This is a genomic window from Weissella hellenica, assembly GCF_005405545.1.
In the GTDB taxonomy this organism is placed as follows: Bacteria; Bacillota; Bacilli; order Lactobacillales; family Lactobacillaceae; genus Weissella; species Weissella hellenica.
In genome coordinates this window covers 1-24,253 of the sequence record NZ_BJEG01000009.1, presented here as the reverse complement: position 1 = coordinate 24,253, position 24,253 = coordinate 1, and the positions used below count along the sequence as shown (strand labels likewise).

The following is a 24,253-nucleotide window of genomic DNA, read 5'->3' as shown; positions in this document are numbered from 1 at the left end:
ATTTATGTCATTTAATTCAAAACAACCCACTAGTGACCAACAGATGAAAGCGGCCTTTGCTCAAAACCCCGTTCGCCAACACACTGCTGCTGATTTAGTCGCCGGTCTTAATATCAACACCAAACCCACGAGTGAACGTAAGCAATCCGTGTCAATCACGATGACACCAACAATGAAACAGTAATTAACAACTCTTGCGAAACAAAATGGTTATGCTGGTTTATCAAGTTTTGCCGTTGAAATTTTTCAAGCCATCTTAGATCAACAATCAAAAGATTAATTAAGTGCATAATAAAAGGCGTTCAACACGAAATTCATGTTGGACGCCTTTTTCATATGGCCAAGTATACGTAATCATATAACATTGCGTATACTTCTAATTATACTTAGCGTATACGTTTAAGTATATTGTATCATTAACGAATCAAATCATTGACATTTTCTTTAACATCGGGATCCTTTTGTGCTTGTTCAGGACTACTAAAATACCAGTTATAAGCTAAATCACTATCATACGCTGCATCTGAATTAAATTTACTGTTACTTGTAATTGTAGTATAGATAAGACCTATTTCATCATATCCACATTGTTTATCCACTAATCGATTGTTGTTAAATAAATGATCAGTTCCCATTTTAGATTTTTCATTATTTGTACCATCCGCTCTATTTTTAACACCAACGCCATATTCTCTAAGAAGCTGCCTAAAATCTCTTAAGTAATAGTGCTAAAAACGCTAAAACGACCATTTGCAGACTGGTGGTTAATTGACGCTCACAATTTTTCCAAAGTCGCCGACAATTCTCTAGCCAACTAAAAGATCGTTCGACTACCCAATGTTGGGGCATGACTTCGAATTGGATGTAAGCTGATTCCTGAGACAACTTTTAAGAGAGGGTATAATGAATAAATCGTCTCTCAAAAGGAAGGAATTTTTACATGCCAACTCGTTACGACAAAGAATTCAAACAAAACATTATCGACCTATATAAGCAATGCGAATCAGCTGCCCAACTGGCCAGAGAATATGGCATTGGCTATTCAACAGTTCATAAGTGGATCCAGGGCCAGGCCAACACTCAATCCGGTAAATCGCCAGACGAAATCAAAGCGATGGAAAAGCGACTGGCTTCGCTGTCTGAGGAGAACGAAATCCTAAAAAAAGCCCTGGGCTTCCTTGCGCAGAAGTAACCAATATCTTTGATTACATTCACCAAGAAAGCCATCACCGCCAGGTAACCAATATGTGCCGAATCCTCGGTGTTTCCAGAGCTCAGTATTATCGTTATCGATCCCCCAAACCTTCAAAACGCCGGGCCGAAGATGCGGACTTGAAACAACGGATTCTGCGGATCTTTACGGAATTTAAGCAGCGATACGGTGTTATGAAGATCCACCATGAATTGAATCTGGAACTTCAACCACTGCAGCTTCGGTGCAGTCCACGACGGATTTCCCGGCTCATGAAGGAACTGGATATCCACTCCGTTACCGTCAATAAGTGGAAAGCGGCTTCGGCTTCCAAAACCAAGGTTGAACAGCATCCCAACTTGCTTAAGCAGGATTTCTCGACCACTGGTTTAAATCAAAAATGGACCGCTGATATGACCTATATTCAAACGAAGCGTAATGGCTGGTGTTACTTATCAACCATCATGGACCTGCACTCACGACGGATTATCGGCTATTCGTTCTCAAAAAAGATGGATACTGATTTAGTCTTAAAGACCCTTGAAAGCGCGGTTAAAAATCGAACCATTACTGGGGACCTGATTATCCATACGGATTTAGGAGCACAGTATACCAGCGATGATTACAATCAACGTTTAACTGAACTACATATCCGCCACTCATACAGCCGTAAGGGTTGTCCGTATGATAATGCGCCAATGGAATCCTTTCACGCTTCCCTCAAAAAGGAATGTGTTTATCCAGTGCCGGTCTTTGAAGATTATGAAACTGCCGCTGCCGTCCTTTTTGTATATGTGCATGCTTTCTACAATAGGAAGAGAATTCATAGTTCACTGGGCTACCAGCCCCCCTTACAAGTTGAAATTGCAACACTTACGAGCCAAATGGCCGCCTGATTTAATGCTTTCCAGGGTTCAAATAAGTTATTAATCGCGATTAATGATTTATTTGAGCTGTGGAAGGTAAACGCGGTTCTGAATGTCTCTTAAAATCTGTCTCAAATATTGACTTCAATCCACAATCATATAATTAAAAGCACTACGATAATAATATCACGGAGGAATTGTGGATGAATTTAAAAGATCATGAAAATTGGTTAGTAGACTTTTACAAACAACGAGATTGATATAAGTACACTCCTCCAGTTAGGCTAAATTATTTGACCGAAGAGGTTGGTGAACTGTCAAGAACAATCCGTTCAATTGAATTCGGTCGCGATCATCCAGGTGAGCGCAAGCTATCAACCTATGAAAAGTTTGATAACTTAAACGAAGAACTTGCAGACGTCATTGACCAAGTACTGATAATTTGTAGTCAATACGACATTGACCCCACATCCTAGCGAGCGGAAGCTAAATAAACGTTTCGAATCAAATCAAGGTGCTTAATGGAAAGTTGCTACGGTAGGCATCAGACTCATTTGACCCTCCCTACTCACTTTTTTGTTATAATAAAGTTATACAAACGAAGGGAGCGTGACATAAATGACAAAACTGATTACACTGAAAAACTTGCCGAAGGCACTGACTCCGAATGAAGATGTACTCACCTTGAGCATTAATTTAAATAAATTAAAATACCAACAAGATGAGCGTCTGCACTTAAAGAGTGCGCTTACAGAAATTAAAAAATATTCTATGGAACACCCTGAATTAAACTATAAAGAGCTTGAACGTCAGGTAGACAACTTGATTGATCAGAACCTACCATACCAAGGGATAACGTTATTCATTCAAGGTAATACTTTAGAGTTGTTCGTTTTACCACGGACAACTGTTGACGAAGTAAAGTTAACAATTAGCAAATCTCCCGACTTACTATCTATTTTACGTGAGCAACCAAACAAGATGTATTACTTGTTAGCGTTAGAGGGAACATCATTCAGACTATTCAAAATTGTTGATAAAACAGTTGCACCCGTGAAATTAGATGCAGACGCCCCAACCGACCTAGTGGAAACATTAGGATCAGAAAGACGTGGTGGTGGACTTAACTTTATTGGTCAAGGTGGTTCAACAACTTTCCATGGCCACAATGAAACAAGCAAGGAAAAACAGATTGATTTAGAGCGTTACTACCGCGAAATCAATAAGTATCTGGTTGGAACTATTGACTTAACTGTTCCAATCGTCTTAATGGGATTACCTAAAAATCTGGCATTATTCAAACGAATTTCAGAAAAGCTGTCTCTATCTGAAATTCAAATTAGCAAATCCCCAACGGACTTAACAAATGCCCAAATTGAAAAGACCACTAGCAACGAAATCAGTGAACAAGAGGTTGAAACAATCACTGACGATGTTGCTGCCATTAATAACAAGCGGGTATTAACTGACACAGCTGAAATTGACCAAGCAATTGATACAAACCAACTAAACAAGCTGATTGTTAACGTTGGTAACCTATCCAATAGCGTCGATGACCACCTATACAATGACATCAACCGAATTATCTCTCGTGCCTTAAAGATTAACAGTCAGGTGGTTGTTCTTAAACAAGAAGAACCACAATCACCAGCCTTATTGGAAGCAACAACTTATTAATCAAAAAGCTCACAGAGCACGCCTAAACGGGGCTGTTCTGTGAGCTTTTTGATGACTTGCGAAAACCACCAAAAAATAATAAACTAAGGGTCTATTATTTTTTGGAGAGTCGATAATGAAAAAGCTGATATTTTCAATCTGGGCAATTGCACTGTTAATCATCGCAGTTACCCTAACTGTACTCGCAAGTAAAACAAATTCCGACAATCAGTCTAACCAACAATTAGCACCCCAAACTCAAACCAAGCTAATCAATATCGCAGATAAAGCATTAACAAAACGCGAGGCAAAGCAAACTCGAATCGTCTATGTTGGCGAAGTAGTCAGACATCACCAGAAGTTCTATTTACTTGCTGGGATCAAATGCCAGACTGGTAAACGTGTCTCAACAAAACCAGATTCAATTTGCAATTTCTTTATCAACGAAAGTTTTAAACTAAAAGCAATTTCTAAGAAGCTGTCTAAAATCTCTTAAGTAATAGTGCTAAAAACGCTAAAACGACCATTTGCAGACTGGTGGTTAATTGACGCTCACAATTTTTCCAAAGTCGCCGACAATTCTCTAGCCAACTAAAAGATCGTTCGACTACCCAACGTTGGGGCATGACTTCGAATCGATGCAACTCATTGCGCTTCGCAACCTGCACGGTTGCGTTTAAATTACTGGCTACATCGAACTGAAAATTAACGCCTGAATAACCACCATCAACTAAGACATTTTGAACCTGGCGTAAATGCATGGCATGTAAAGCGATCATTGCACTGGCCCCGTCTCGATCAGAGACGTTCGCTCGCGTCATGTGAATGGCCTGCGGAAAGCCATTGATATCAACTGCCAGATGGCGCTTAATCCCCGAGATTTTCTTACCAGCGTCGTAACCTTTGTTTTCAGCAGTAGCGGTGTTTTTGACGCTCTGAGCGTCAACGGTAATAAAGGAAGTTAAAGCTGAACGTCCTTGGTAAGTTCGCCGAGCAATGACAATTTTTTTAAAACTTGTTCCAATAAAGAATCAGCCGTAGGCTCAGCTTTAGTTGACCAAATTTTGTAATAGTTGTAAACTGACCGCCATTCTGGGAAATCACCGGGGACTTGACGCCATTGGCAACCGGTTTTCAAGACATATAGGACCGCACAGAAGACCTCGTAGAGGTCATATTTTCGAGGCTTAGTTCGCTTACGAAAATTTTCTAAAGCTGGTCGAATTAATTCAAATTGTTGCCGAGTTAATTCAAATTGTTGCCGAGTAATATTGCTAGGATATCAAAAATCATAGATTTTGGACAGCTTCTAAGTAAATAATGTTTAACATGTTGAGGTGACCAAGTTGTTCGGTATAAATTGGGATCATTCTTCCGTAAATGTATATAATGACCTGCCGGCGCTTTTTCAAATTGTTCATTAATTTCCAGTTTGCTAAACGCTTCGTCTGATAAGGGTTGATTATGTTTATAGATACCATATGACACACCACCCGTCACAACTACGAGTGTCGCAAGAATACCAATAAGCCATTTAATTTTGTTACTCATTTTCAGCCTCCATCATGCCCTGACTATGATCGTTGCGGATTATCTTTTTTCGGATAAGCCTGACGCAAATCATTTTGTACTTCCTTTTCAAGTCTATTATACACAGCATTTGATGATTGCTGGGTAGCTGACGTCTGTCTAGTTGGTTGACCACTCGTTTGGCGACCCGTGCTATTTTGTACTGCCTGACCTGCATTATTGGCATGTTGATTAGATGCCGGTTGACTAGCCATCGGTTGATTAGTTGGTCGTGTTGGTCCTGTCATTGGTTGTGGTCCTACACTCACTGATCGCCCTGGCATTACTGATTGAGGTGTGTTTGTTGATGCTGGTTGACTGCCACTGTTCATCGCATTATTAGGTACCTTAAGTCCCGGCTGATTGTTAGTACTTGTACCTGCACTCGTACCATTAGTTGTACTAGTTGTTTGTCCAGTCGTTTGACTTGACTGACTCGTGGTTGCTGATTGACTGTTACTGCTACTACTTAATGAGTTACTTGGTTGTGTGCCAGGATTATGCGCTTGGGCGGGTGTCCGCAAACCATTAGGACCATCCGTTTTACCAGCCTTTCGAGAATCTGTCCCAGACGCTTGTTGGCCGTTATCCTCACCTTTAGTCATGGTTTCATGATCACCGCCAGTTGCTTGTGATTGATTAGCAGCTGCATTAACGGGCAAGCCAGTTGCGCTGTTTTCTGAACGTGTGGCTGCGTTATTTTTTTGATGGCCTAGGCCTTTACCAGCGCTACCAGATTTTGCATTGGTACCTGCTTGTACTGCTTGTTGCGTCGCTTGATTATTCTTACCTGCTTGGGCAATCTTGGCTTTCATCGACTGGGCGCTACCCACTGCTTTTTTACCACCTTTTGCTGCACCACGCGTTGCACCACCAACCATATGTGCTGCTGCACCCGTGACGCCCTTAGTGGCTCGACCCACGGTTGCACCTGTGGCTGCTGCACCAATCAAACCACTGGCAGTATTCCCGTGTCCGGTTGGCATACCAGTCCAATCATCAATCAAAGCAAAACCAGAGAGTAGCCCTTTACCAGCAGCTAATAGGAGGGCAACACTGATAATTGTGTAAGGTCCCCATGATAGATTTTGGTCATTAATGGCCGTCATACCCCATTGGACGAAAGCAAAGAACAAAATAAGGTTTAATGGCAATAATGCCATACCAAGTATGCTACCTTCCATCACATGTAGTATCTGCATTGCTTTTTTACCTTCCATATCACGAAAGGCTAAAGCTAGTAGGGTTAGTGAATAGTAAGCCAGTCGGAAGAAACGCACAATCAGTTCGATAATTGCCAAAAATCCGATAATCGCAAAGACAATTTCGGCAGCAATAATGCCAATCCAATTTACTTTCACTCGTGGGTAAACTTCCTCGGTTCCTTTTAACCATCCGCCTTTATCTAAATCTTCGCGGTTATCCGCCCCTTGCTTTTTATCAAATACCTTTTGTGCTTGTCTATTTTTAATACCTTTCTTATCCTTTTCGTCCATTGTATCCGTAAAAATTGACGATTTAACAATCGCATTCGACGACGTTTTTTTAATCGGACTATAATCATGGATATTGCCCTCTTTGACTTTAAAGTCCGCTTGCGCCACCTTTTTGAGATCAACTGAATTGTTTTGCCAAATATCAGTTAGAATACTGTGCCCGCCTTTTTGTGCCGACGAGGTATTCGCCCCTAACATGGCATTGTTCATACTTTTCGCAACCTTAGTTCCTCCTGAAATCAGTAGCGGCACCATGGCAATGATAATAATGGCCGTGACGATACCAGATGGCCATTCTTTACCCCGTCGCCCTGACGTTAAGTTAAATTGGATTAATTGTATCGCCATCATTACCGCTAAAATAATAATCCCAATCATGAAAAATGTGCCAATATACTGGGTTAAGCTATACCCTGATATATCTTGACCCGTCCCATCGGATTTAGTAAAAATTGTACTAAACTGGGCTAGTTTCCAAGCAGCATTCCACGCTGTTAAAACCGCATTGGCCAAGTCATAACATAAATCGGCAATTCCTTGGCACATCATTTGTAAGACCGACAAGAACATCCGGGATTTCGGTTGTAAATAATCAGCCCATGATTCATAAAACGCATTGGTGGGCCCATTTGCTGGCAGTGGTACCAATCCTATCATGTATTTTTCCTCGCTTTCTTAATTTTCTATTTCTTGTGCATCGCGTAATTCTGCAATAGTCATTAACAAATTAAAGCAACGGTCATCATCAGCCAGGAAATTGCGTATTGCTACTTGTTTGTTTAAGTCTGGATGTAGTTTAAAAAATTGATGATCCACGGCGTCCGCTTGCACAACTGATTTTGCTGAATCTGCCATTATTGCTGGTATATCCAAAGCATCAGCAATGGCATCTTCCACTTGTTGCAACAAATGTTTGTTTACCGTGTCTACAACTGAAATAAGACGCTCATTAGCATGTTGTGCAAATTCACGTTGCCAGATAGTAAAATCATCGACTTCTTCGTCATCGGATTCACTAGTAACTGGTGTTTGATCTTCATGTCTGTCAGTCGTGTCCTGGTTTTCATCTATCTTATTAGTTTCACTGGTATTACCAATCTCGTCATCATGTACATTAGCTAAAGTTTGGTTTTGTTCTGTTACCTGATCAGTGTCCGTTGTAATCTTTTCTGGATTAACATGTACAGCTAGTTGTTGATAATAACCACTGTAATCTTGGAAAATATCTTGATAACTTAAATGCTTCGTGTTGTTCTTAATCCGCAAGTCAGTGGTGTAGTAATCCAAACGATAAGTCTGACCAATGAGATCACGTGCATTGGGCATCAACGTTTTCCCGGTATCAAAAATTGGTAGTGGTCGGATACGGCGCCACTTTTTATCGTTACGCTTAGCCGTTCGCATAATCACCATTTCCCCATCGTTCAACTCCTCTAATTCTTTGGCTGATAACAACGGCACCTTATCAATGGAAACCTGACGATTTCCTTTATCTTGTTGCTGTTCGCCCATCTGCGAGTTAACAATTTCCTTTTGCACCTCAATCTCACCTAGACGATCCGAAACGGCTTGGTTGGTATCCCGGTCCTTGGCTTGAATGTGGAATTGCGTCAACATATTGTTCATGATTTCTTTAGCTTCTGACTCTAAATAATGTTTAGCGACTTGGACGTCATCTTGCACATACATATCAACGATATGACCGTAGGTTAGACCACGGGTTAAGAAATTATCAAACCCCGGAATCCGGGGGAACATAGAAAACTCATTTAACTTGTAGATAATCTGTCGGTCCATTTTTCTTCTTGTGATTTCCGAGGCAATTTGTGTATTCACGGAGAAAACTTGTCCTAGGAACAAGGACGCAATTGCAGCATAGTTATCATTACTTTGTGGCGTGACGATAAACACGGCTTTAGGTTTTTCTGAATACCGTAATCTAAAGGTAGCTGGTATCTCATCATTGATTAAATGTTGTTGCAACGGATAACTCACCACCTGTTTAATCGGGCGTTGACTCTGTGGATCCACCTTAATTTGGTGATTCAACTGGCGTTTAATTCGCTTTTCACCACTAATTTGCAACCATGATTTTTGTAGATGCTTGGGATTACCTTTATCCGCAAAATGAATCTTGATTAACCAGTCATCCGGAAAGACATGCTGGAACGGATATTGAATACCCCCCGCTCGACTAACCTTCACGGCATCTTGTTCTAGGTAATGACTTTGCGCTTGATCATCTTGTTGTTTGTAAAGTTCCACCATGGCGGTTGCCCCAACATAATCTGTTGGCACATTAACCTTTAACATGCGGGGAAAACCATAATCTGAAATTTGGATGGTTGAACGTGACGTTAAACGCGCCACCGTTTCTGACGCAAACAAACTTGATCGACTTTGTAAGGTAAACATGACGGACGATTTGGTATCACCCGTTGCGCCTAAGTAAGACCCGGCCTTTAGGATAGCTTCATTAATAATCGGTGGCACCGGATCTAGTTTGCGTAGCATATTAAAGTATTGCGTTAAACCGTCCAAATTTTTATCTTTGGGATCATTAAATTGATTAACTGAATTAATAAATTGTGGCACGCCGGCTGGCGTAGCCAATGTTTGATCGTCTTGAGCCATCGCTAACCATAAGAGAATCAGAATAATCGCTAATTGCGTGTCTTCCGCTGTCTTATCCCAAATATCATTTCCACCTTCAGACGAACTCGATGACCCAATGATTTGCACAATCACCATCGCTTCATCACGCGCTTTGTCTAATTCACCAGCCATGGCGTAATTTAAAGCAACTTGGAACGGGTTCCATGACTCGGACCAATCTGTATCAGCAATGTTGAGTAATTGCACTTCATAACCAGCTTTTTGGAGCGGGATAAATGACATCTTGGCATCTTCGTTTTTCGCATCGGTATCAATAATATTTGGTTGGATTTCGGCTCGCCGCATAATATCAATAAAAATATAGCCTCGTCGTTGGTCCTTACCAGAACGGGTTGCCCCGGTGGTAATCGCATGAGTCGGTTTGGGATCAATCCAGTAGAACCCTTGAAAACCACCTGCAACTGTCAGTTGGGTATCAAAATACTTGCTTAACAGTGGTAGTCTCATTAATTGCGGGCGCACTTGCTGGTACCATTTGGGAAAGCTTTCCCGATTTAAGCCCAGTGGGGCTTTGACCACTTGTTTTAGCCAAAGGAACGGATGCAATTTGAAAAATGCAAACGCATATCCCGAAATATGACTAATTGGTTGACCTGCTGGTCCCTTATAAAACTTATTACGATCAGGAATTAACACGTAAGTGCGTTCAATTTCATTTAATGTGGCCCAACGGTTTTGATTGGTTGTGCGATCACCAAATTTTTGCACCCAGTCATACCAATTTTTAACCCCTAACCGACAGAAAATGGCAAACATGACCAACATAATCGCCCAAATGATGTAAGACTGTTCATGTAAAACCCCACCTGACAAGGAAAACATCACATATTGCTGTAAATAATTCCAACTGAAAGCGGGTTTAAAATAAACATTGAATAGGTTTAAGGCCATATTACCGAGACCTGATCGAATGATATACCATAGCGCCCCGGCTAACGTCCCAACGAGTAATGCCACCACGATTCCAACGGCACAATAACCAATAAAGATTACGAGTTGAAACCAGAATTGCCCGCGCAAACGAATTTGGCTCTGCTTTTCATATGACCGGGCTTGCTCATAACGATTCCCAAACCATTCTCTACTCATGCACCAACCTCCTCTTGTTTAATGGGTAATTCTGCTTGTGTAACCACGGCTTGCCAACTACCACGTGGATGCGTCGCATCCGGTGGATTACCCCAGGAACGAAACACAAAGGAATGCCCGTTCACTTGGCCGGTTCGTCGTTCATGTAAGATAGCCGTTGCCATTTGTGATTCGACAAATTCCATGATGGCATCATCTAATGGCCGAACACCTAAGCTTTTGCGATAACCTTTATCCACTAAGAAATCAATCAATGGGTGTGTTTCAACCACTCGTTCATTGACAAATTCTTGTCCGCTGGCAAAACTTGGAATTAATTGACTGACATCTTGTGGCCGATAAACCAATTGATAGCCTTGTCGTTGCGCTTGACGATTAAGTTTGGTTAATTTTAAGTCAATAATTCGCTTCACGTCCGGCACTTCTAATGGTTCAAAAATAATGGTCGCCCCAATACGACTGATAAATTCTTGTCTTAAATCGGCTCCCAACAAGGCATTTTCAAAGTTTTTACTGAAGGTCACTTGGTGTTGTGGATCATGACGATAACTGTCACTTTTGGCAGCTCGTTCGATAATTAACTGATGTCCAATATTTGTGGTCATCACAACAATTAAATCTTTAAAGTTAATTGTTTGGCTGCGTTCGTTAGTTAAGCGCCCATCATCAAGAATTTGTAGCAATAAGTCCAACACCATCGGGTCCGCTTTTTCAATCTCATCCAGTAACAAAACTGAATAGGGATTAAATTTAACCGCTTCAGCGGCTCGTTCAGCAAACCGCGCCATTGATTGCTTGGCAAATTTAAATTCCGACATATCAAAGCGAATTAATTGCCGTTCGTCTCCAAAATAATGCACGGCTAAGGCTTTAGCCGTTTCCGTTTTTCCCACACCGGGTGTACCGGCCAGCAGAAATGATAAGGGCTTACTCATATCACCTAATCCAGCCGCACGCACGCGAATACTCGTGACAATTTTCTTTAAAGCGGCATTTTGCCCCATCACTTGCCCTTGCATCCGTTCATATAACTGGAATAATCGGTCATTATCTTGTTCAGTTAAAACAGACATTGGCACCCGACAACGTTCATTGATGATACTGGCTACATCTTGAGTTGTTAAGACCGAACGGTCATTCATTTTCGCCTCAACTAAAGCATTATCTAGTAAGGTAATGGCCTTTTCCGGAAAGAAATACGTGGTAATGTAGCGATCAGAAAACTGAATGATCGTCTCAATCACCTCATCCGGTACCGTCAAATAATCTGGATTAGCCGCAATAATGCGTTGTAAAGTGGTCCGGGTTTGTGCTGGCGTAAATTTGTCCAGCATGACTTTGTCAAAACGCCGTTCCATGGCATTATCCGCTTCAATATATTGTTTAAATTCATGATTAGTGGTTGCCCCAATGACTTGGATCTCACCACGACCGATGGCAGGCTTTAAAATATTGGCTGCATCCATGCCGGAACTACCTTCTGCACCTGTCCCAATGAGTTCATGCATCTCGTCAATAAATAACAAGATCTGCTGATTGGCTTTGACTTCCGCCACCAAATGATGCAAATTAGCCGCAAAATTATTGCCCGTAGTATTTGACATTAAACTGGCTAACTCTAATGAATGCACCTCGCGATTAACTAATGTGCCATGTAAACTCGCATCATTGGTTAAAATCCGTTTAACCAATTCTTCGACTAGCGCCGTTTTACCAACACCCGCTTCACCTAATACCGCAGCACTATTTTTCTTATGTTGATTTAAAATTCGGACCAAACGACCCAGTTCAACATCACGGCCAAAGGCACCGTATTCAGTTGGATCTACCGCAATTACTTGGTTTAAATTCGTGGTAAAGACGTCTAAATAATTGGTTGTCATGCGTCATCATCTCCTCCCAAGAGTAAATCATCATCTTGACCTGCAACGCGGGTTTGTTCTGACAGTGAAACGGTTTTGGTTGGTTGTTGTTGTTGCTTTTGTTGCAGCTGCGCTAATTCTTCAGCCGTAAATAGTTGTTCAATCCCTTGTCCTTGTTGACGGGCTTTAATATTAGCTAAGCGTTGTTGCGCTTCTTGATCCAGTTCGGTTTGAATATCTTGCATCAATGAGTCATCTTGTCGAATAGCATCTAAGCGTTTTTCTAACGCTGCACTAGCTTTCTGTGTATCCATAAAATGCTCTCCTTGTAATTCCATGTTTTGGGTTGCTGTTAAAGTCGGGACTAAATCTGCTGGAATGACTTCTGCATCAACAGGGAAAACATTAACTAATGTCATTTGTTGATCAGCAGGTTGCATCATAAATTCATAGATTTCATTTAAAACTGGATCACCAGCTGGAAATAACACATGATAATGTTCAGCCGTGACGGGTAATTCTAGTAATCCGTCCGCTGCTTGTTCAGTATCAACGCTTAACATATACAGTCCGTTGCCTTGGGCAATTTGGACTAACTTACCTTGTATTGTGGTCATCTTGCTTGTCCTCGTGTTTTCGTTTCATTGGCTTGATCTTGGGTAACCTGGTTTGTGGCCATTTGTACAGCGGTTGGCTGGATGTTAGGCACCGCCCGCCGGGCATACGTTATTTGTTGGCCATTTGTGAGGCGATCTGATAAATAATTTGTGATTGACGTACTCGCTCTGGTCACATCGGTTATTAGATTAGGTGATTTCTCTTTTAGGTCAGAAAATTCCTTTAAGTGATTAGTCCAATCACTCATATATTTTTCACTAATATCACCAGGTTCCACGCCGACATTTTTTAAGACCACATAACTGGTCATTTCAGCTTGCAACTCTTGCACCCCGTTAGGGATCTTGTCATCACTTTGTTGATGTAACGCCGTATGCCCCATTTCATGCGCTAACGTAGCAATCCGATCCGTCACGGGTAAATCTGGGCGTAAAATAATTGTTGGTTCATCCGGTTTTTGCCGATTAATCACTGTCGCCCCCTTGGCTACTCCGTGACTCGTCATCGGCTTATGATCCGCTAAGAATTTAATCGCCCCTTGGTCTTGGTCAACCACCCGGGCATGTTGTTCATCTTGCGCATACTTTTTAAGTGTCTGATAAACGGTTTCCAGGTGTTCCAATGATTGATCAGTGGCTAAATTAACCGGCCGGTTGGGTAACAACTTCGGTAAGTCATCCAATTTCGCATTGGTTTGTTTGACATCAAACACCGTTTCAATTGGATAGTGCTTGACCGTGCGCGTTTCTAAATCACCGGCTTTGGCTTGTTGGCGTTGTTCAGCAGTGGCATCACGCCAGTACACACGATCACCTTCGGGAGTCACAATACTTTGCAAATTTTTAGGGGCGCCATAAATCTTCATTCCCTTTTCGCCCTTATTCACTTGAATGCCCCGTTCAGCAAATTGTTTATAACCCATCACAATCGTGGCATCTTGCCGTTGCCCATAAATTAGTAGTGTATTTCGGGGTGAATAGTTTTGGCCCTGGGCCACAAAATCCAAATAGTTTTGCACTTCTTTGGGATCATTCTGATAATTTTGCACACGCGTCAACGCATCTTTAATAATTTCTTCATTCCGTTCACGACTCTTGTCCTTACGGTCATCACGCCGCTGTTCACGCGTCTTGCGTTGTGGTTGTGCAACTTGCTTGTCATCAGTTGCCGGTGCTTTAGCAGCCGACTTAGCTTGTTGTGTAAACGTTTCTAGTGCGGCTAATTGTTGTTGGTTTTCAGCCATTGTGAGTGTTTTAATAGCGAGGTCATGTGCCTTTAATTGATCGTTCCAATCTTTACCTTGTGTTGGGATTTGCCTAATATTTGTCATACCTTCAAATTGCAACATATCAAAGGGTGCTACTGCTTTAAACCCGGCTAAATCATTATCCATTGCTAAAACGAGTTGCTTGGGTAAATGCCCATTTAATTGCTTCATGCGATCTAGTTGAGACAGCACCTTTTGGTGATCCGTCCCCGATAGTGATAAAAAAGTTGTATTTTTATTTTGGGGTTCCGTAAAATGCATCTGTGCATATGAGAGTGCATCAATCGGTGATTCAAAAACAATCAACTGATCAGCTCCATTCCCGGTGCGAAAATTATATCCATAACGGGTATCAGATCCAGCGGCGACCTTCTTTTGTGTTCCCCGTTTCCCATATTTTTCAAAGTTAATTTCAATCCCTTGTTGATCTAAACCGACGACTTGGTCATTTTCATCGTGCCATGGAAATAAAATCGCCGGTTTCTGCCATTCTTTTGTCTGGCGGTCCTGTCTTGGTTTACCTTGTTTAATAAAATCAGCGTTTTCCAGACGTTGCACAAACGTGGCATCAAAACCTCGTTCATTTACCAAATAATTTTCTGAATTATTTGTCGTTTGTGCGGTACGCCACCTTTGCCAATTAAATTGATAATTGTCTGTTGTTGCGTGTGTTTCATACTTCGTTTTATCGGCTGCATCTTGCCCATTGTAATGGCGCCCATACTCTGACCAACGGACCCATGCTTCTTTAGGGGTTACTTCCTCATACGCGGCAATAAAATCTCCTAAATCACCAGATAATTGCTTTGAGTTCCAAAAAAAGACGTTTTTATCAGTATTAATAACACAACTATCGTGATCAACCAGCCGCACACGATTGTGTTCGGTCGTATAATCAATCCCTTTATAATCTAAATACCCTTGAATGGGTAACGCCTTCATGGCGGCACGATTAATGGCCATCTAATTCACCTCCATCTGCTGTTGTCGACGTTGTGGTGTCAGTTGGTGTAGCTTGGGCAATAAACTGCTCAATCGTTCCTAAATCATCAGTGTGTAGATTATCCTGTAACTTTTTAACTAATTCTAGTTGGACTTGTTGCTTTAATTCGGCCACTTCGCTTTTTAAGACCTTAACTTTGGCCTCGGCGTTAGCTAATTCGGTTTGTTTCTTGCGGCTAATTTCTTTGATACCATGTGTGATCTCCCTTAAAAATTGTTTTAATTTATTGATTCTAGGGTTATCGTAACGAATTTTGTGAGGCCTATGTAAAAGTGTCCCAAAGAAATTTTTAACAGTTATACAAAGAAGATTTATTAATAACCCCAGGCCCCGCAAGCGGGGGGCCAAGCAGGCTTACGCCTGCCACCACCTGATGTCACTGGGCCTGCCTTATGTGCCTATCATTTATAGCATGACAGCAGTTAGTCCTAAGTCGCCAGCGACTAAGGACAACTAGGACCAAGCACAAGGGTAAATAACACGGCTACGCCGCCCTTGTGCTTGGCCCCGCTATCTGCTAAAAATTTCCCGTCACAACGACAAACCCAGCAACAACAGGTGTTTGCTGGCAGAAAAAATTTTCGGCACACCTAGTCAACATTAAAGGAGTTTTACTATGTCTCAAAATTTAACCGATTTTTCATTAACGTTTTTAGCATGGCGTGGTTTTCGACCCACACCGCTACCTTTTGCAAATGATAATTTTGCTGATATTGATTTATCAACTGAAGAAATTGATAACTTAATAACCGCTTTACAATTAGCAAAAGCGCATCATGAACAAGTAACCATTCGTTTAAGTAATGCCGACTATGAAAAAGATGTCGAAAGTTTAAAAACATTGCTTAAATACGCTGAACAAGGAGAATAACCATGACCAAAACTTATTATGATGATTTTACAAAACTACCCATTGCTAAAATGGCACAAGCTATGGCAGATATAACCTACGGTTATCAAGAAACTAAAGTGCCTAAAGAACACTACAAAAAAGCTTTAGGCACTGGTTATGAAGAAATGGTATCGGCAAATGTCAGTGTGAAACTGGTTGAAACGATTTACAACATGTTAATTGGCTTACAAAAAGAAAGCCCCCGGTTATTCTTTCAAGCCTTAGTTTTAATTGATGCCGGCGTTAAACCCAGTACTATGTCAGCTAGTCAGTATCAAGCGTTATCCGTTGCCACTGATGAATTTGAGCAAACAAAAAAGGCGCATATGTTAAATGAACAAACACATACAACCTTTAATGAAGTATTAGAAAATGGCACATTGTATCACTTTAAAAATGAAGGAGACAACTAATGAAAGTCCGTGTTTTATTTGAAGAATATCGTCAAAAAGAAGTGACCCTTGAATTAACTCCTGAAATGAACATTGATGATTTAAGTCAACAAGCCATGCTCATGTACGATAACGGCGAGATTATTCTAACCCCAGATGATACCCAAACGGTTCATCTACATGTTAAAAACGATTTTGAAAGGTAAGTGAAACCATGAAAAAAGAAATTTATGTCACATTTGAAGAAACCCTAACCCGTACCGTTGCTCTTACGGTCGATAGTGAAAATGACCTTGACCAACAAGTAAGACAAGCCTATCAGAATGAACAAGTCGTGTTATCTGCTACCGACTTAACAGATGCCCAATATCTCATCAATACGCCAACCACTGACAATGGTTGGGTTGAAATCTAAATCACTGGGGCGCACTGCGCCCTTCTCTACGTGCCCCAGTCCCCGCAAGCGGGGCTCCCTTGTACCCCCGACCCCACCGGTGACAAACGGTTTCGCTCGGCGCAACCGTCTTAGATTACTGCACCTTTCTTTTTGCCATCCAAACTCTAATATAGACAGTGATTGCTAAGGGCTAATGCCCTAAGCAACACTACGGACCAATGACAAGGGTAAATAGCACAGCTCCGCTGCCCTTGTCATTGGCCAGTGCCTATATCACACTTCTCCTGTCAAAATGAAAGTTTGGTTAGTTAATCAAAGCCAATTGACCAACAGAAAATTTTTAGGGAGGCAACTACATGATAAAGACAACCATTACAACCCCAGCAAACACTTATCAATTATGCGTCCAACAACATCTCAATCAAGTTTCGGTTGATATTGACGCCAACACCCCCAATTTAGCAGCAGCAACCTTTCGGTTAACGGTCAGTGATACCGCTATCGCCCACTATTTTGTAAATTATTTAGGTGGTATCCTAGCGATGGCATTTCAAGCCACCATGTCTGATGCCCATTTTCTATCAAATTTACAGCAAATCATTAATCAAGAACTGCCTAATTGGTAACGCAGCTATTAAAACCTAACAACTACTGCAAAAACTGAATCATGTTATATTAAACCTAGGGACGTGGCTGCCTTAAAATATCGCTCTGGCAAAAAAATGCTTCTTTAATGCATGACAATTAACTTGAAAACAAATTGTTGACACCTGTGTGCCAGAAACCTAACTCATGGTTGAGTTGGGATACATATGTCATTAAGAACCGACAGAAAGGAGGCCCCTGATGCCCTACTTCATTTTAATTATCTTCTTTGCCATTTTTTGGGTGTTGCTTGGCTGGACAGCCAAACTCGTTGCCTATATTTTTGGCATTATTTTAGGCATTGCTAAGTTAATATTAGGACTATTAGGCAAGTTATTCATGATTTTATTAACGTGGTTACTCTGTGGCATCGCCTTTTGTCTTGGTTGGTCATGGCGTTACATGCACAATAAATGGCAACAATATTGCTTGAATCAACCCTAAATTTAATGAATGGTCTAGATTGTGAAATTTCGCAAAATTTTTGCTTGTGAACTTGGCTGCCAACTAAAAAATGAGTTTGTGAATTGACGTGACTGCACAAACCATTGACAAGCCCGTCAAATCAACAACTAACTATAACCATTGTTATGTCAAATTATTTCATTACAATAAAAAAGCGACATTACTGTTAAGTTATGTCACTTTTTAATATGGTTCTGGTGCAAATTTTCCTCGCTGACTTGATTTTAGTATACTGGGTGCCAAGAAACGAGGGATTGCGCGCATGAATCACTTTAAGGGACGCCACTTTCAAAAGGACATCATCTTAGTAGCCGTTGGCTACTATTTCAGATTCAGTCTCAGCTATCGTGACATCGTTGAATTGCTTCGGGATCGGGGTATCACTGTTCATCACACCACGGTCATGCGTTGGGTTCATCACTATGGCCCCATCTTTAAGGCTCTATGGCGTCGGCATCAAACAGCTCACGCTAAAAGTTGGCGAATCGATGAGACCTATATTCGAGTTAAAGGCCGTTGGGCCTATTTGTATCGCGCTATTGACAGTAACGGTTTGACCATGGATTTTGAGCTACGAAAACACCGCGATTATACCGCATCCTATCACTTTTTGAAGCGTCTCTTGACGACCAATGGTCGGCCTGATCGATTAGTCACTGATCAATATCGGGCAACACTGAAAGCAGTGAAGCACCTGATAAAGCAAGACTATTTTAGCAAATCAGCCCACCAATGTTCCAAATATCGAAATAATTTGATTGAACAGGACCACCGATTCATTAAACGTCATCGTGTCCGCTCAGCAAGCTTTCAAAGCATTCGAACCGCTAGTGCAACGTTGAGCGGTGTGGAAATTGTTCACGCAATACGCAAAAGAACCCGACGAGAGTTAAGTCTCATCGGGTTCTCAGTCGTGGACGAATTAGAAGCATTGTTAGCTGCATAACCTTCAACATAGGATCAATAGCTGGTTAGATGGTCATCTCTCACACTGTTTGCACCAGATCCATTTAGATTACTCTTTATTGAATCTTAGCCTATATATGAATCATACTGCGAAAAACCTTCTCTAATAAAAGATCATAATTAGTTGTAAGAATCATTTGGGGCGTAACTCCTTGTAGCGCTTTTATTTCAGGGTTATTCCAAAGACTATCGCTGTTCAATTGTGCATCATGTTTCTCTATGATTTTGCTAATTGAGTATTTTAAAAAAATATCTTTATTCTCTGTTTCAGAGAATAAATAACCAGGATACTCTTTTTTGTGTTCGGCGAATTGTCAAACTAAGTGCAACGGTTTGTCAAAAAATACTTCATATGGGGTTTCATAGTTTAACACTTTGCGAGGACGTTGATTTAATTCAACCACACATTAATACAAATATTGTAAGTCACTAGCCGGCGTTGGGTAAGCCAATACCAACCGTTGTAAATCTGGTAAAGTCACGTGTTTTTCAATTAACAACGTGAAGTAGTTAATCATCTCGTCGGCAACATCACTTAGAAGGGTAGCACCCACAACCTGCCCACTCGCTTTAGCAACCACTACTTTAGCTTGGGCTTGTTGTGCGCCAAAGCGGTAATAAGTGAACCACTTCGTCATATCAAGTGTATTGACACGATACTCATCTGGATGCTCAGTCGCCGCGGCCGCTCTGATCCCGACTTGCGCTAACTTGGGCGCTGCAAAAACCTGCGTTGGCACAACGGGATACTTTATGGCTGCGCCGGGATGCGTCAACTCACCGACCAGATAACGCGCTTCAAAACCTGCAACTGGCGTTAACTTCGGTACCGGTGTATCGCTGACATCCCCAATGGCATAAATGTGCGGGTTGGCCGTCTGCAAATGATCGTTGACTTGAATCCCATGCCGATCAAAGGTAACGCCCACGTTGGCTAGACCTAACTGGTCCGCGTTCGGAATCCGTCCCGCTGAGCTGATGACCAGATCCGTTGTCAGCTCGAAATTATCAGCTGTCAATTGTAGACCGGTCGCCGTTTTAGTAATTGCTTGGACATCCGTATTCAAGTCAAACGTGATTCCATCAGCCGTCATTGCGGCCATCAAATCCTTAACCAAATCTGCATCAAAAGCTTTTAACGGGCGGTCATTATGATGAATCACGTGCACATCAGCGCCAGCGGCATTCGCAATCGTCGCCAATTCAAAGCCTACGTAGCCACCACCTACGAATGTCACGCGTTTAGGCATCTGGTCCAAATCTAAGAAGTCAGTGCTCGTCTTAAAGTATTCGTGCCCGGTAATCGGTAGAATCGCCGGACGCTGACCAGTGGCAATCACGTAATCAGTCGCACTGACTACTCGATCCCCGACCGCTAACTGATTGTCGGATTGAAAGTGCGCTTGACCATGTAACGTCGCAATATCTTGCCCCTTTAGTCCGTTCAACGTCCCATCGTTGATGCCATCCGTATAGCCTCGTTTATGCGCCATCAGTGCTGGCCAATCAATTTTGGGCGCACCAATCAGGCCCTGCCCTTGTAAATGTTGCGCTGCTTGTCGCGCTTCGACGGCGCTTAATAGGATTTTCTTAGGGTCACAACCGCGGTTAGGACAAGTGCCGCCCCACAGATCCGCTTCAACGATCAACACTGTCTTGCCCTGAGCCTTTAATCCGCTAGCCATGGCATTGCCGGCTGGTCCGCCACCAATCACAACAACATCGTACTGTTCCGCCATTCGAAATTCCTCCTTAAATTCATTAGCGACCATCAATTATCACAACCTAGTGTAACTGATTCATCCTTAATTGACGATTAAGATACTTCTTCATGTTGACTCAAGTAAGCCACGATTCGTTGGCTATCCAAATAGCCAACAACCCGATTTTCTTCCGTGACCGCCACATAATCGTGATCTGTCAATGCCGTAAAGGCGGTGCGTAACGTGGCTTGAACGTCTAACGATTGAATCCGACCACTCGCAACACTGGGTTTTTCTGTGAGATAACCCTGAATAAGCCCTACACGCCCAACGTAGACATCATAGACATTTTTAGCTCGGCTCGCGCCAAAGAAGTTCCGCACAAAGTCGTTCACTGGATGCTGAGCCAGAGCAGCCGGCGTATCGACTTGTATTAACTGACCGTGTTGCATGACACCGATCCGGTCACCCAACTTCAACGCCTCATTCATATCATGCGTCACGAAGACGATCGTGTTGTGATAGCGGGCGTGTAGCCGTAAGACCAAGTCTTGCAATTGTTGCCGCGAGATGGGGTCTAACGCACTAAATGGTTCATCCATCAAAACAATATCTGGTTGCGCCGCAATCGCCCGTAAGATACCGATGCGTTGCTGCTCACCACCGGATAATTCTGACGGCATCCGGTCACGGTATTCCTTTGGATCGAGGCCAACTTCCGCCAATAGCTCATCAATCGTTTGATTAATTTCCTTCTTAGCTGTCCCTTTCATTTCTGGAATCACGGCGATATTTTGCGCCACCGTCATCGTTGGGAACAAGGCAATTTGCTGTAAGACATACCCCATTTGCCACCGTAGACTTCGGACTGGTATCGTGGTTGTATCAGTACCATTAACTAGGATTTTACCAGCCGTCAATGGCTCTAAGCAGTTGATCATTTTAAGTGACGTCGTTTTGCCACTCCTAGAAGTCCCTACCAAAACAAATAGCTCACCCTGGTCAATCGTTAAATTAAGGTCGGGAATCACGGTCTGCCCATTAAAGTCTTTCTGGACGTGTTGAAATTCAATTGCCGTTGTCATTTAACGTCCCTCCTTCAATAAACCGTGCTTCACAAGATAGCGATGTGCAACCGTCGAAGCGGACTGCTTCTTAACATTGACTTCATAGTTCATTTCTTGCATATCAGTTTCTGAAATCTTTCCTGCTAACTTATTCAACGCTTTAACGACCTTAGGATGTTTGTTGGCAAAGCTCGTCTTCATCAACGGTGCCCCTTGATACGTTGGGAAGAAGTGCTTGTTATCCTTCAATAAGGCCAAGTGATACTGCCGTAATTCACTATCCGTCGCATAGGCATCTACCAAGTTGATTTTCCCCTTACTGATAGCTTCATAGCGTAGCGCCGGCTCCATCGACTTTGCAGTCACGTCTAACCCATAAGTCTTCTTGATTCCTTTTAAGCCATCATTACGATCAATAAACTCTAGGGTCATTCCGGGTTTCAGAATCGATTCAACTTGCGTTAAGTCGCTGATTATCTTCAAATGATGTTCTTGTTGAAATTTCTTAGTCACTGCCAATGCGTACGTATTGTTATACTGCATCGGCTTCAAGTAAGTCATTTTTTCCTGTTTAGCGAGGCGCTGTTTGGCGAGCTGATAGGTCTGGTTAGCTGTTTGACCAGCTGGGTTATTTCCCTTACCTAAGGTCTCCAGCACCGAGCCAGTAAATTCAGGATAAATATTAACCTGATTATTCTTTAACGCGCTGAATAAGAACGTGGTCTTGCCAAAGTTAGGCTTGAGCGTCACATGAACATGCTCATCTTCAGCTTCAATCAGCTGCTTATACATATTAATCAAGATTTCTGGTTCAGAACGAGTTTACCTGCAATCGTAATTGTTTCAACTCGATTGGCATAAACACTATAAGCCCCGCCACCACCTAGTAAAGCTAAAATACCGACAAAGACAATTAAGGCGTGGCGTGGTTTAGCCGTTTGAAACCACCGAACGAGCGCACTCAGCAGAATTGCTAACAATGCTGATGAGATAGCCCCAATCAATAATAACGAGGTATCATTACGGTCAATACCGAGCATGATAAAGGTCCCGAGACCCCCAGCACCAATCAAAGCGGCCAAAGTAGCCGTCCCAATAATTAAGACGAGCGCGGTCCGAATCCCAGCAATGATCTGTGGTAGGGCAATGGGTAGTTCAACTTTAAACAACTTACGCATTCGTGACATCCCAAAGGCATTGGCGGCCTCTTCAATTGAGGCGTCAATTTCTGAGATACCCAAATAAGTATTTTGAAAAATTGGCAGTAAAGCATAGATCACCAGCGCAATTACTGCTGGCACCGTTCCAATCCCAACTAACGGAATCAATAACCCTAACAGTGCCAAAGACGGAATCGTCTGTAAGACACTCGTGAGCTGTAATAATCCCTCGGCCCACCGTGGTCGTCGAACGACCCAAATAGCCAACGGAATCGCAATTACCATTGCGATGACTAATGATGCTAATGAAATCCCCAAGTGTTGCCATAGCGCAGTCAGCAAATCCCCGCGTCGATCTATAAACGTCTGTATTAATGTCTGCATGCTAACCTCCAGTGCTCACCTTTATTGCTTAATAACTTCTTAATTATCCATGTATTTAATCGTAGCATAATGCGCCAAAAATCATAGTAATACGCACCGGCAATTCACTAAATTTTGTAACTATTGTAGTTTCACGTTAAAATTATTCATTAATTTAAAATCTCATGATTTCCAAGTGCTCCTTGTTTTTTGGAGAGCGTAACTAGGTAACTTATGTCACGCCTCCTTTAACTTATTTTAACCTTGACTTCAAATCGCTTAGTTCACTACTTAAGATATCATTTTGCTCTTTTAAATTTTCAAGATCCTGTTTCAATTGTTCGTCATCTTTTTCATTATGCGATCCTGAGTGCATACCCCTCATCATAAATATCATCATTATCGGACATAATAAAAGTAATAACCACTGCATTGTCATCGCTCCTTAACTAAGTTCTTTAGAGTAGCAACTTCTTCTTTTAATTGCTCAGTTTGGATTTTTAAACTTGCTATATCATTTTCGGAACCAGTGTGTTTTGAATGATCTTCTCCATGCATATGATGATGCCCAGCATGTCCGTGCCCTTTATGCATAAACATCATTGAGATAGGGCAAATTAGTAGTAATAGTAGTGGTAAGAGATTAAGTAATGCTTCCATGTGAATCTTCCTCCTTAGATTTTTTGAGATAGATGTAAGTTAATATAGAGCCAATTAATAGGACTATGGACAGGACTTGAGCCATTCTCAAGTTTGCTGTTAGCATTAAACTGTCGGTCCGTAATCCTTCAATCCAGAATCTCCCGACGAAATATAGTGAAACATAAATTAAAATTATTTTCCCAAATCAATTTAATTTTTTCTTTGAGCTGATTATCAACACGTTCGTGTTGACTAGGTTGATATCTT

General features: G+C 41.9%; 25 protein-coding genes and 4 pseudogenes. 13 read left to right on the top strand and 16 right to left on the bottom strand.

Annotation, left to right across the window (positions count from 1 at the left end):
- The first annotated feature begins 4 nt into the window (after positions 1–4).
- Complete coding sequence (locus tag FFM61_RS05785) at positions 5–184, top strand: hypothetical protein (RefSeq protein ID WP_074426920.1); 180 nt, start codon at positions 5–7, stop codon at positions 182–184.
- A gap of 232 nt (positions 185–416) precedes the next feature.
- Here FFM61_RS05785 and FFM61_RS05780 read toward each other — a convergent pair whose 3' ends face one another.
- Positions 417–635 carry a hypothetical protein gene (locus FFM61_RS05780; RefSeq protein ID WP_074426919.1) on the bottom strand — a complete coding sequence of 73 codons (219 nt, stop codon included), beginning with the start codon at positions 633–635 and terminating at the stop codon, positions 417–419.
- Positions 636–705: 70 nt separating this feature from the next.
- Positions 706–858, bottom strand: a pseudogene (locus tag FFM61_RS05775) (transposase); the annotation flags it as partial.
- A gap of 82 nt (positions 859–940) precedes the next feature.
- Here FFM61_RS05775 and FFM61_RS05770 point away from each other — a divergent pair.
- The 5 genes and pseudogenes from FFM61_RS05770 to FFM61_RS05750 all read left to right on the top strand — a co-directional run bounded on the left by FFM61_RS05770 (position 941) and on the right by FFM61_RS05750 (position 4,210).
- Positions 941–1,192 (top strand): IS3 family transposase, encoded by a 252-nt coding sequence (locus FFM61_RS05770; protein WP_074426918.1) that lies wholly within the window; start codon positions 941–943, stop codon positions 1,190–1,192.
- 5 nt (positions 1,193–1,197) lie between these two features.
- Positions 1,198–2,088 carry an IS3 family transposase gene (locus FFM61_RS05765; RefSeq protein ID WP_306452592.1) on the top strand — a complete coding sequence of 297 codons (891 nt, stop codon included), beginning with the start codon at positions 1,198–1,200 and terminating at the stop codon, positions 2,086–2,088.
- A 173-nt stretch (positions 2,089–2,261) separates the two neighbouring features.
- A pseudogene (locus FFM61_RS05760) lies at positions 2,262–2,580 on the top strand (MazG nucleotide pyrophosphohydrolase domain-containing protein).
- Between the two features lie 96 nt (positions 2,581–2,676).
- Positions 2,677–3,735 (top strand): baeRF6 domain-containing protein, encoded by a 1,059-nt coding sequence (locus FFM61_RS05755; protein ID WP_074426916.1) that lies wholly within the window; start codon positions 2,677–2,679, stop codon positions 3,733–3,735.
- 115 nt (positions 3,736–3,850) lie between these two features.
- Positions 3,851–4,210 (top strand): hypothetical protein, encoded by a 360-nt coding sequence (locus FFM61_RS05750; protein ID WP_074426915.1) that lies wholly within the window; start codon positions 3,851–3,853, stop codon positions 4,208–4,210.
- Here the strand turns inward: FFM61_RS05750 and FFM61_RS05745 are convergent.
- The 8 genes from FFM61_RS05745 to FFM61_RS08970 form a co-directional block, all read right to left on the bottom strand.
- Positions 4,197–4,984, bottom strand: a protein-coding gene (locus FFM61_RS05745; protein ID WP_371258037.1) for an IS5 family transposase whose coding sequence is annotated in 2 segments (ribosomal slippage) — positions 4,197–4,717 and positions 4,717–4,984 — 789 coding nt in all. Because the reading frame shifts where the segments join, the coding sequence is not laid out codon by codon here. The genes FFM61_RS05750 and FFM61_RS05745 overlap by 14 nt on opposite strands.
- Positions 4,960–5,265 carry a hypothetical protein gene (locus FFM61_RS05740; protein ID WP_074426912.1) on the bottom strand — a complete coding sequence of 102 codons (306 nt, stop codon included), beginning with the start codon at positions 5,263–5,265 and terminating at the stop codon, positions 4,960–4,962. Before FFM61_RS05740 ends, FFM61_RS05745 begins: the two co-directional genes overlap by 25 nt.
- Positions 5,266–5,288: 23 nt before the next feature.
- Positions 5,289–7,436, bottom strand: a complete 2,148-nt coding sequence (locus FFM61_RS05735) for a pLS20_p028 family conjugation system transmembrane protein (protein ID WP_074426911.1) — start codon at positions 7,434–7,436, stop codon at positions 5,289–5,291.
- Between the two features lie 18 nt (positions 7,437–7,454).
- Positions 7,455–10,544 (bottom strand): type IV secretory system conjugative DNA transfer family protein, encoded by a 3,090-nt coding sequence (locus FFM61_RS05730; RefSeq protein WP_074426910.1) that lies wholly within the window; start codon positions 10,542–10,544, stop codon positions 7,455–7,457.
- Positions 10,541–12,427, bottom strand: coding sequence for an AAA family ATPase (locus tag FFM61_RS05725; protein WP_074426909.1), 1,887 nt, complete (start codon positions 12,425–12,427; stop codon positions 10,541–10,543). Before FFM61_RS05725 ends, FFM61_RS05730 begins: the two co-directional genes overlap by 4 nt.
- Positions 12,424–13,023: a hypothetical protein gene (locus FFM61_RS05720; RefSeq protein WP_074426908.1), complete on the bottom strand. Its 600-nt coding sequence runs from the start codon at positions 13,021–13,023 to the stop codon at positions 12,424–12,426. Before FFM61_RS05720 ends, FFM61_RS05725 begins: the two co-directional genes overlap by 4 nt.
- On the bottom strand, positions 13,020–15,254 hold the full coding sequence (locus FFM61_RS05715; protein ID WP_074426907.1) for a toprim domain-containing protein: 2,235 nt from the start codon (positions 15,252–15,254) through the stop codon (positions 13,020–13,022). Before FFM61_RS05715 ends, FFM61_RS05720 begins: the two co-directional genes overlap by 4 nt.
- The gene (locus FFM61_RS08970; RefSeq protein ID WP_168388698.1) at positions 15,244–15,408 is read right to left on the bottom strand and encodes a hypothetical protein; all 165 of its coding nucleotides are present in this window, start codon (positions 15,406–15,408) and stop codon (positions 15,244–15,246) included. The genes FFM61_RS05715 and FFM61_RS08970 overlap by 11 nt, the downstream gene beginning before the upstream one ends.
- Before the next feature lie 502 nt (positions 15,409–15,910).
- On the opposite strand from FFM61_RS08970, the gene FFM61_RS05710 reads away from it, so the two are divergent.
- The 7 genes from FFM61_RS05710 to FFM61_RS05680 all read left to right on the top strand — a co-directional run bounded on the left by FFM61_RS05710 (position 15,911) and on the right by FFM61_RS05680 (position 19,031).
- Complete coding sequence (locus tag FFM61_RS05710; protein ID WP_074426905.1) at positions 15,911–16,165, top strand: hypothetical protein; 255 nt, start codon at positions 15,911–15,913, stop codon at positions 16,163–16,165.
- A 2-nt stretch (positions 16,166–16,167) separates the two neighbouring features.
- Positions 16,168–16,599: a hypothetical protein gene (locus FFM61_RS05705; RefSeq protein WP_074426904.1), complete on the top strand. Its 432-nt coding sequence runs from the start codon at positions 16,168–16,170 to the stop codon at positions 16,597–16,599.
- Positions 16,599–16,784 (top strand): hypothetical protein, encoded by a 186-nt coding sequence (locus FFM61_RS05700; protein ID WP_074426903.1) that lies wholly within the window; start codon positions 16,599–16,601, stop codon positions 16,782–16,784. Before FFM61_RS05705 ends, FFM61_RS05700 begins: the two co-directional genes overlap by 1 nt.
- An 8-nt stretch (positions 16,785–16,792) precedes the next feature.
- Positions 16,793–16,993: a DpnD/PcfM family protein gene (locus FFM61_RS05695; protein WP_074426902.1), complete on the top strand. Its 201-nt coding sequence runs from the start codon at positions 16,793–16,795 to the stop codon at positions 16,991–16,993.
- 338 nt (positions 16,994–17,331) lie between these two features.
- Positions 17,332–17,601, top strand: a complete 270-nt coding sequence (locus tag FFM61_RS05690; RefSeq protein WP_074426901.1) for a hypothetical protein — start codon at positions 17,332–17,334, stop codon at positions 17,599–17,601.
- A gap of 220 nt (positions 17,602–17,821) precedes the next feature.
- Positions 17,822–18,064, top strand: a complete 243-nt coding sequence (locus FFM61_RS05685; protein WP_074426900.1) for a hypothetical protein — start codon at positions 17,822–17,824, stop codon at positions 18,062–18,064.
- Positions 18,065–18,347: 283 nt separating this feature from the next.
- On the top strand, positions 18,348–19,031 hold the full coding sequence (locus tag FFM61_RS05680; RefSeq protein ID WP_074426899.1) for an IS6 family transposase: 684 nt from the start codon (positions 18,348–18,350) through the stop codon (positions 19,029–19,031).
- Positions 19,032–19,458: 427 nt separating this feature from the next.
- On the opposite strand, the gene FFM61_RS05675 is transcribed toward FFM61_RS05680, so the two are convergent.
- The 6 genes and pseudogenes from FFM61_RS05675 to FFM61_RS09100 form a co-directional block, all read right to left on the bottom strand.
- A complete protein-coding gene (locus FFM61_RS05675) occupies positions 19,459–20,790 on the bottom strand; it encodes a dihydrolipoyl dehydrogenase family protein (protein ID WP_074426898.1) in 1,332 nt (443 codons plus the stop codon).
- Between the two features lie 77 nt (positions 20,791–20,867).
- On the bottom strand, positions 20,868–21,839 hold the full coding sequence (locus tag FFM61_RS05670; protein ID WP_074426897.1) for an ABC transporter ATP-binding protein: 972 nt from the start codon (positions 21,837–21,839) through the stop codon (positions 20,868–20,870).
- A pseudogene (locus tag FFM61_RS05665) lies at positions 21,840–23,365 on the bottom strand (ABC transporter permease/substrate-binding protein).
- Between the two features lie 232 nt (positions 23,366–23,597).
- Complete coding sequence (locus tag FFM61_RS05660; protein ID WP_002307645.1) at positions 23,598–23,783, bottom strand: DUF2933 domain-containing protein; 186 nt, start codon at positions 23,781–23,783, stop codon at positions 23,598–23,600.
- Positions 23,780–24,004, bottom strand: coding sequence for a DUF2933 domain-containing protein (locus FFM61_RS05655; protein WP_002307648.1), 225 nt, complete (start codon positions 24,002–24,004; stop codon positions 23,780–23,782). The genes FFM61_RS05660 and FFM61_RS05655 overlap by 4 nt, the downstream gene beginning before the upstream one ends.
- Positions 23,988–24,191, bottom strand: a pseudogene (locus FFM61_RS09100) (prolipoprotein diacylglyceryl transferase family protein); the annotation flags it as partial. The pseudogene FFM61_RS09100 and the gene FFM61_RS05655, both read right to left, overlap by 17 nt.
- Positions 24,192–24,253: the final 62 nt, after the last annotated feature.

Bases quoted from the DNA above. Each gene is read 5' to 3' on its own strand.
- FFM61_RS05670 (WP_074426897.1), bottom strand. From the start codon at position 21,839: ATGACAACGGCAATTGAATTTCAACACGTCCAGAAAGACTTTAATGGG.
- FFM61_RS05675 (WP_074426898.1), bottom strand. From the start codon at position 20,790: ATGGCGGAACAGTACGATGTTGTTGTGATTGGTGGCGGACCAGCCGGC.
- FFM61_RS05715 (WP_074426907.1), bottom strand. From the start codon at position 15,254: ATGGCCATTAATCGTGCCGCCATGAAGGCGTTACCCATTCAAGGGTAT.
- FFM61_RS05755 (WP_074426916.1), top strand. From the start codon at position 2,677: ATGACAAAACTGATTACACTGAAAAACTTGCCGAAGGCACTGACTCCG.
- FFM61_RS05720 (WP_074426908.1), bottom strand. From the start codon at position 13,023: ATGACCACAATACAAGGTAAGTTAGTCCAAATTGCCCAAGGCAACGGA.
- FFM61_RS05740 (WP_074426912.1), bottom strand. From the start codon at position 5,265: ATGAGTAACAAAATTAAATGGCTTATTGGTATTCTTGCGACACTCGTA.
- FFM61_RS05680 (WP_074426899.1), top strand. From the start codon at position 18,348: ATGAATCACTTTAAGGGACGCCACTTTCAAAAGGACATCATCTTAGTA.
- FFM61_RS05730 (WP_074426910.1), bottom strand. From the start codon at position 10,544: ATGAGTAGAGAATGGTTTGGGAATCGTTATGAGCAAGCCCGGTCATAT.
- FFM61_RS05770 (WP_074426918.1), top strand. From the start codon at position 941: ATGCCAACTCGTTACGACAAAGAATTCAAACAAAACATTATCGACCTA.
- FFM61_RS05655 (WP_002307648.1), bottom strand. From the start codon at position 24,004: ATGGAAGCATTACTTAATCTCTTACCACTACTATTACTACTAATTTGC.
- FFM61_RS05700 (WP_074426903.1), top strand. From the start codon at position 16,599: ATGAAAGTCCGTGTTTTATTTGAAGAATATCGTCAAAAAGAAGTGACC.
- FFM61_RS05685 (WP_074426900.1), top strand. From the start codon at position 17,822: ATGCCCTACTTCATTTTAATTATCTTCTTTGCCATTTTTTGGGTGTTG.
- FFM61_RS05785 (WP_074426920.1), top strand. From the start codon at position 5: ATGTCATTTAATTCAAAACAACCCACTAGTGACCAACAGATGAAAGCG.
- FFM61_RS05735 (WP_074426911.1), bottom strand. From the start codon at position 7,436: ATGATAGGATTGGTACCACTGCCAGCAAATGGGCCCACCAATGCGTTT.
- FFM61_RS05710 (WP_074426905.1), top strand. From the start codon at position 15,911: ATGTCTCAAAATTTAACCGATTTTTCATTAACGTTTTTAGCATGGCGT.
- FFM61_RS05695 (WP_074426902.1), top strand. From the start codon at position 16,793: ATGAAAAAAGAAATTTATGTCACATTTGAAGAAACCCTAACCCGTACC.
- FFM61_RS05725 (WP_074426909.1), bottom strand. From the start codon at position 12,427: ATGACAACCAATTATTTAGACGTCTTTACCACGAATTTAAACCAAGTA.
- FFM61_RS05750 (WP_074426915.1), top strand. From the start codon at position 3,851: ATGAAAAAGCTGATATTTTCAATCTGGGCAATTGCACTGTTAATCATC.
- FFM61_RS05705 (WP_074426904.1), top strand. From the start codon at position 16,168: ATGACCAAAACTTATTATGATGATTTTACAAAACTACCCATTGCTAAA.
- FFM61_RS05690 (WP_074426901.1), top strand. From the start codon at position 17,332: ATGATAAAGACAACCATTACAACCCCAGCAAACACTTATCAATTATGC.
- FFM61_RS05780 (WP_074426919.1), bottom strand. From the start codon at position 635: ATGGGAACTGATCATTTATTTAACAACAATCGATTAGTGGATAAACAA.
- FFM61_RS05660 (WP_002307645.1), bottom strand. From the start codon at position 23,783: ATGACAATGCAGTGGTTATTACTTTTATTATGTCCGATAATGATGATA.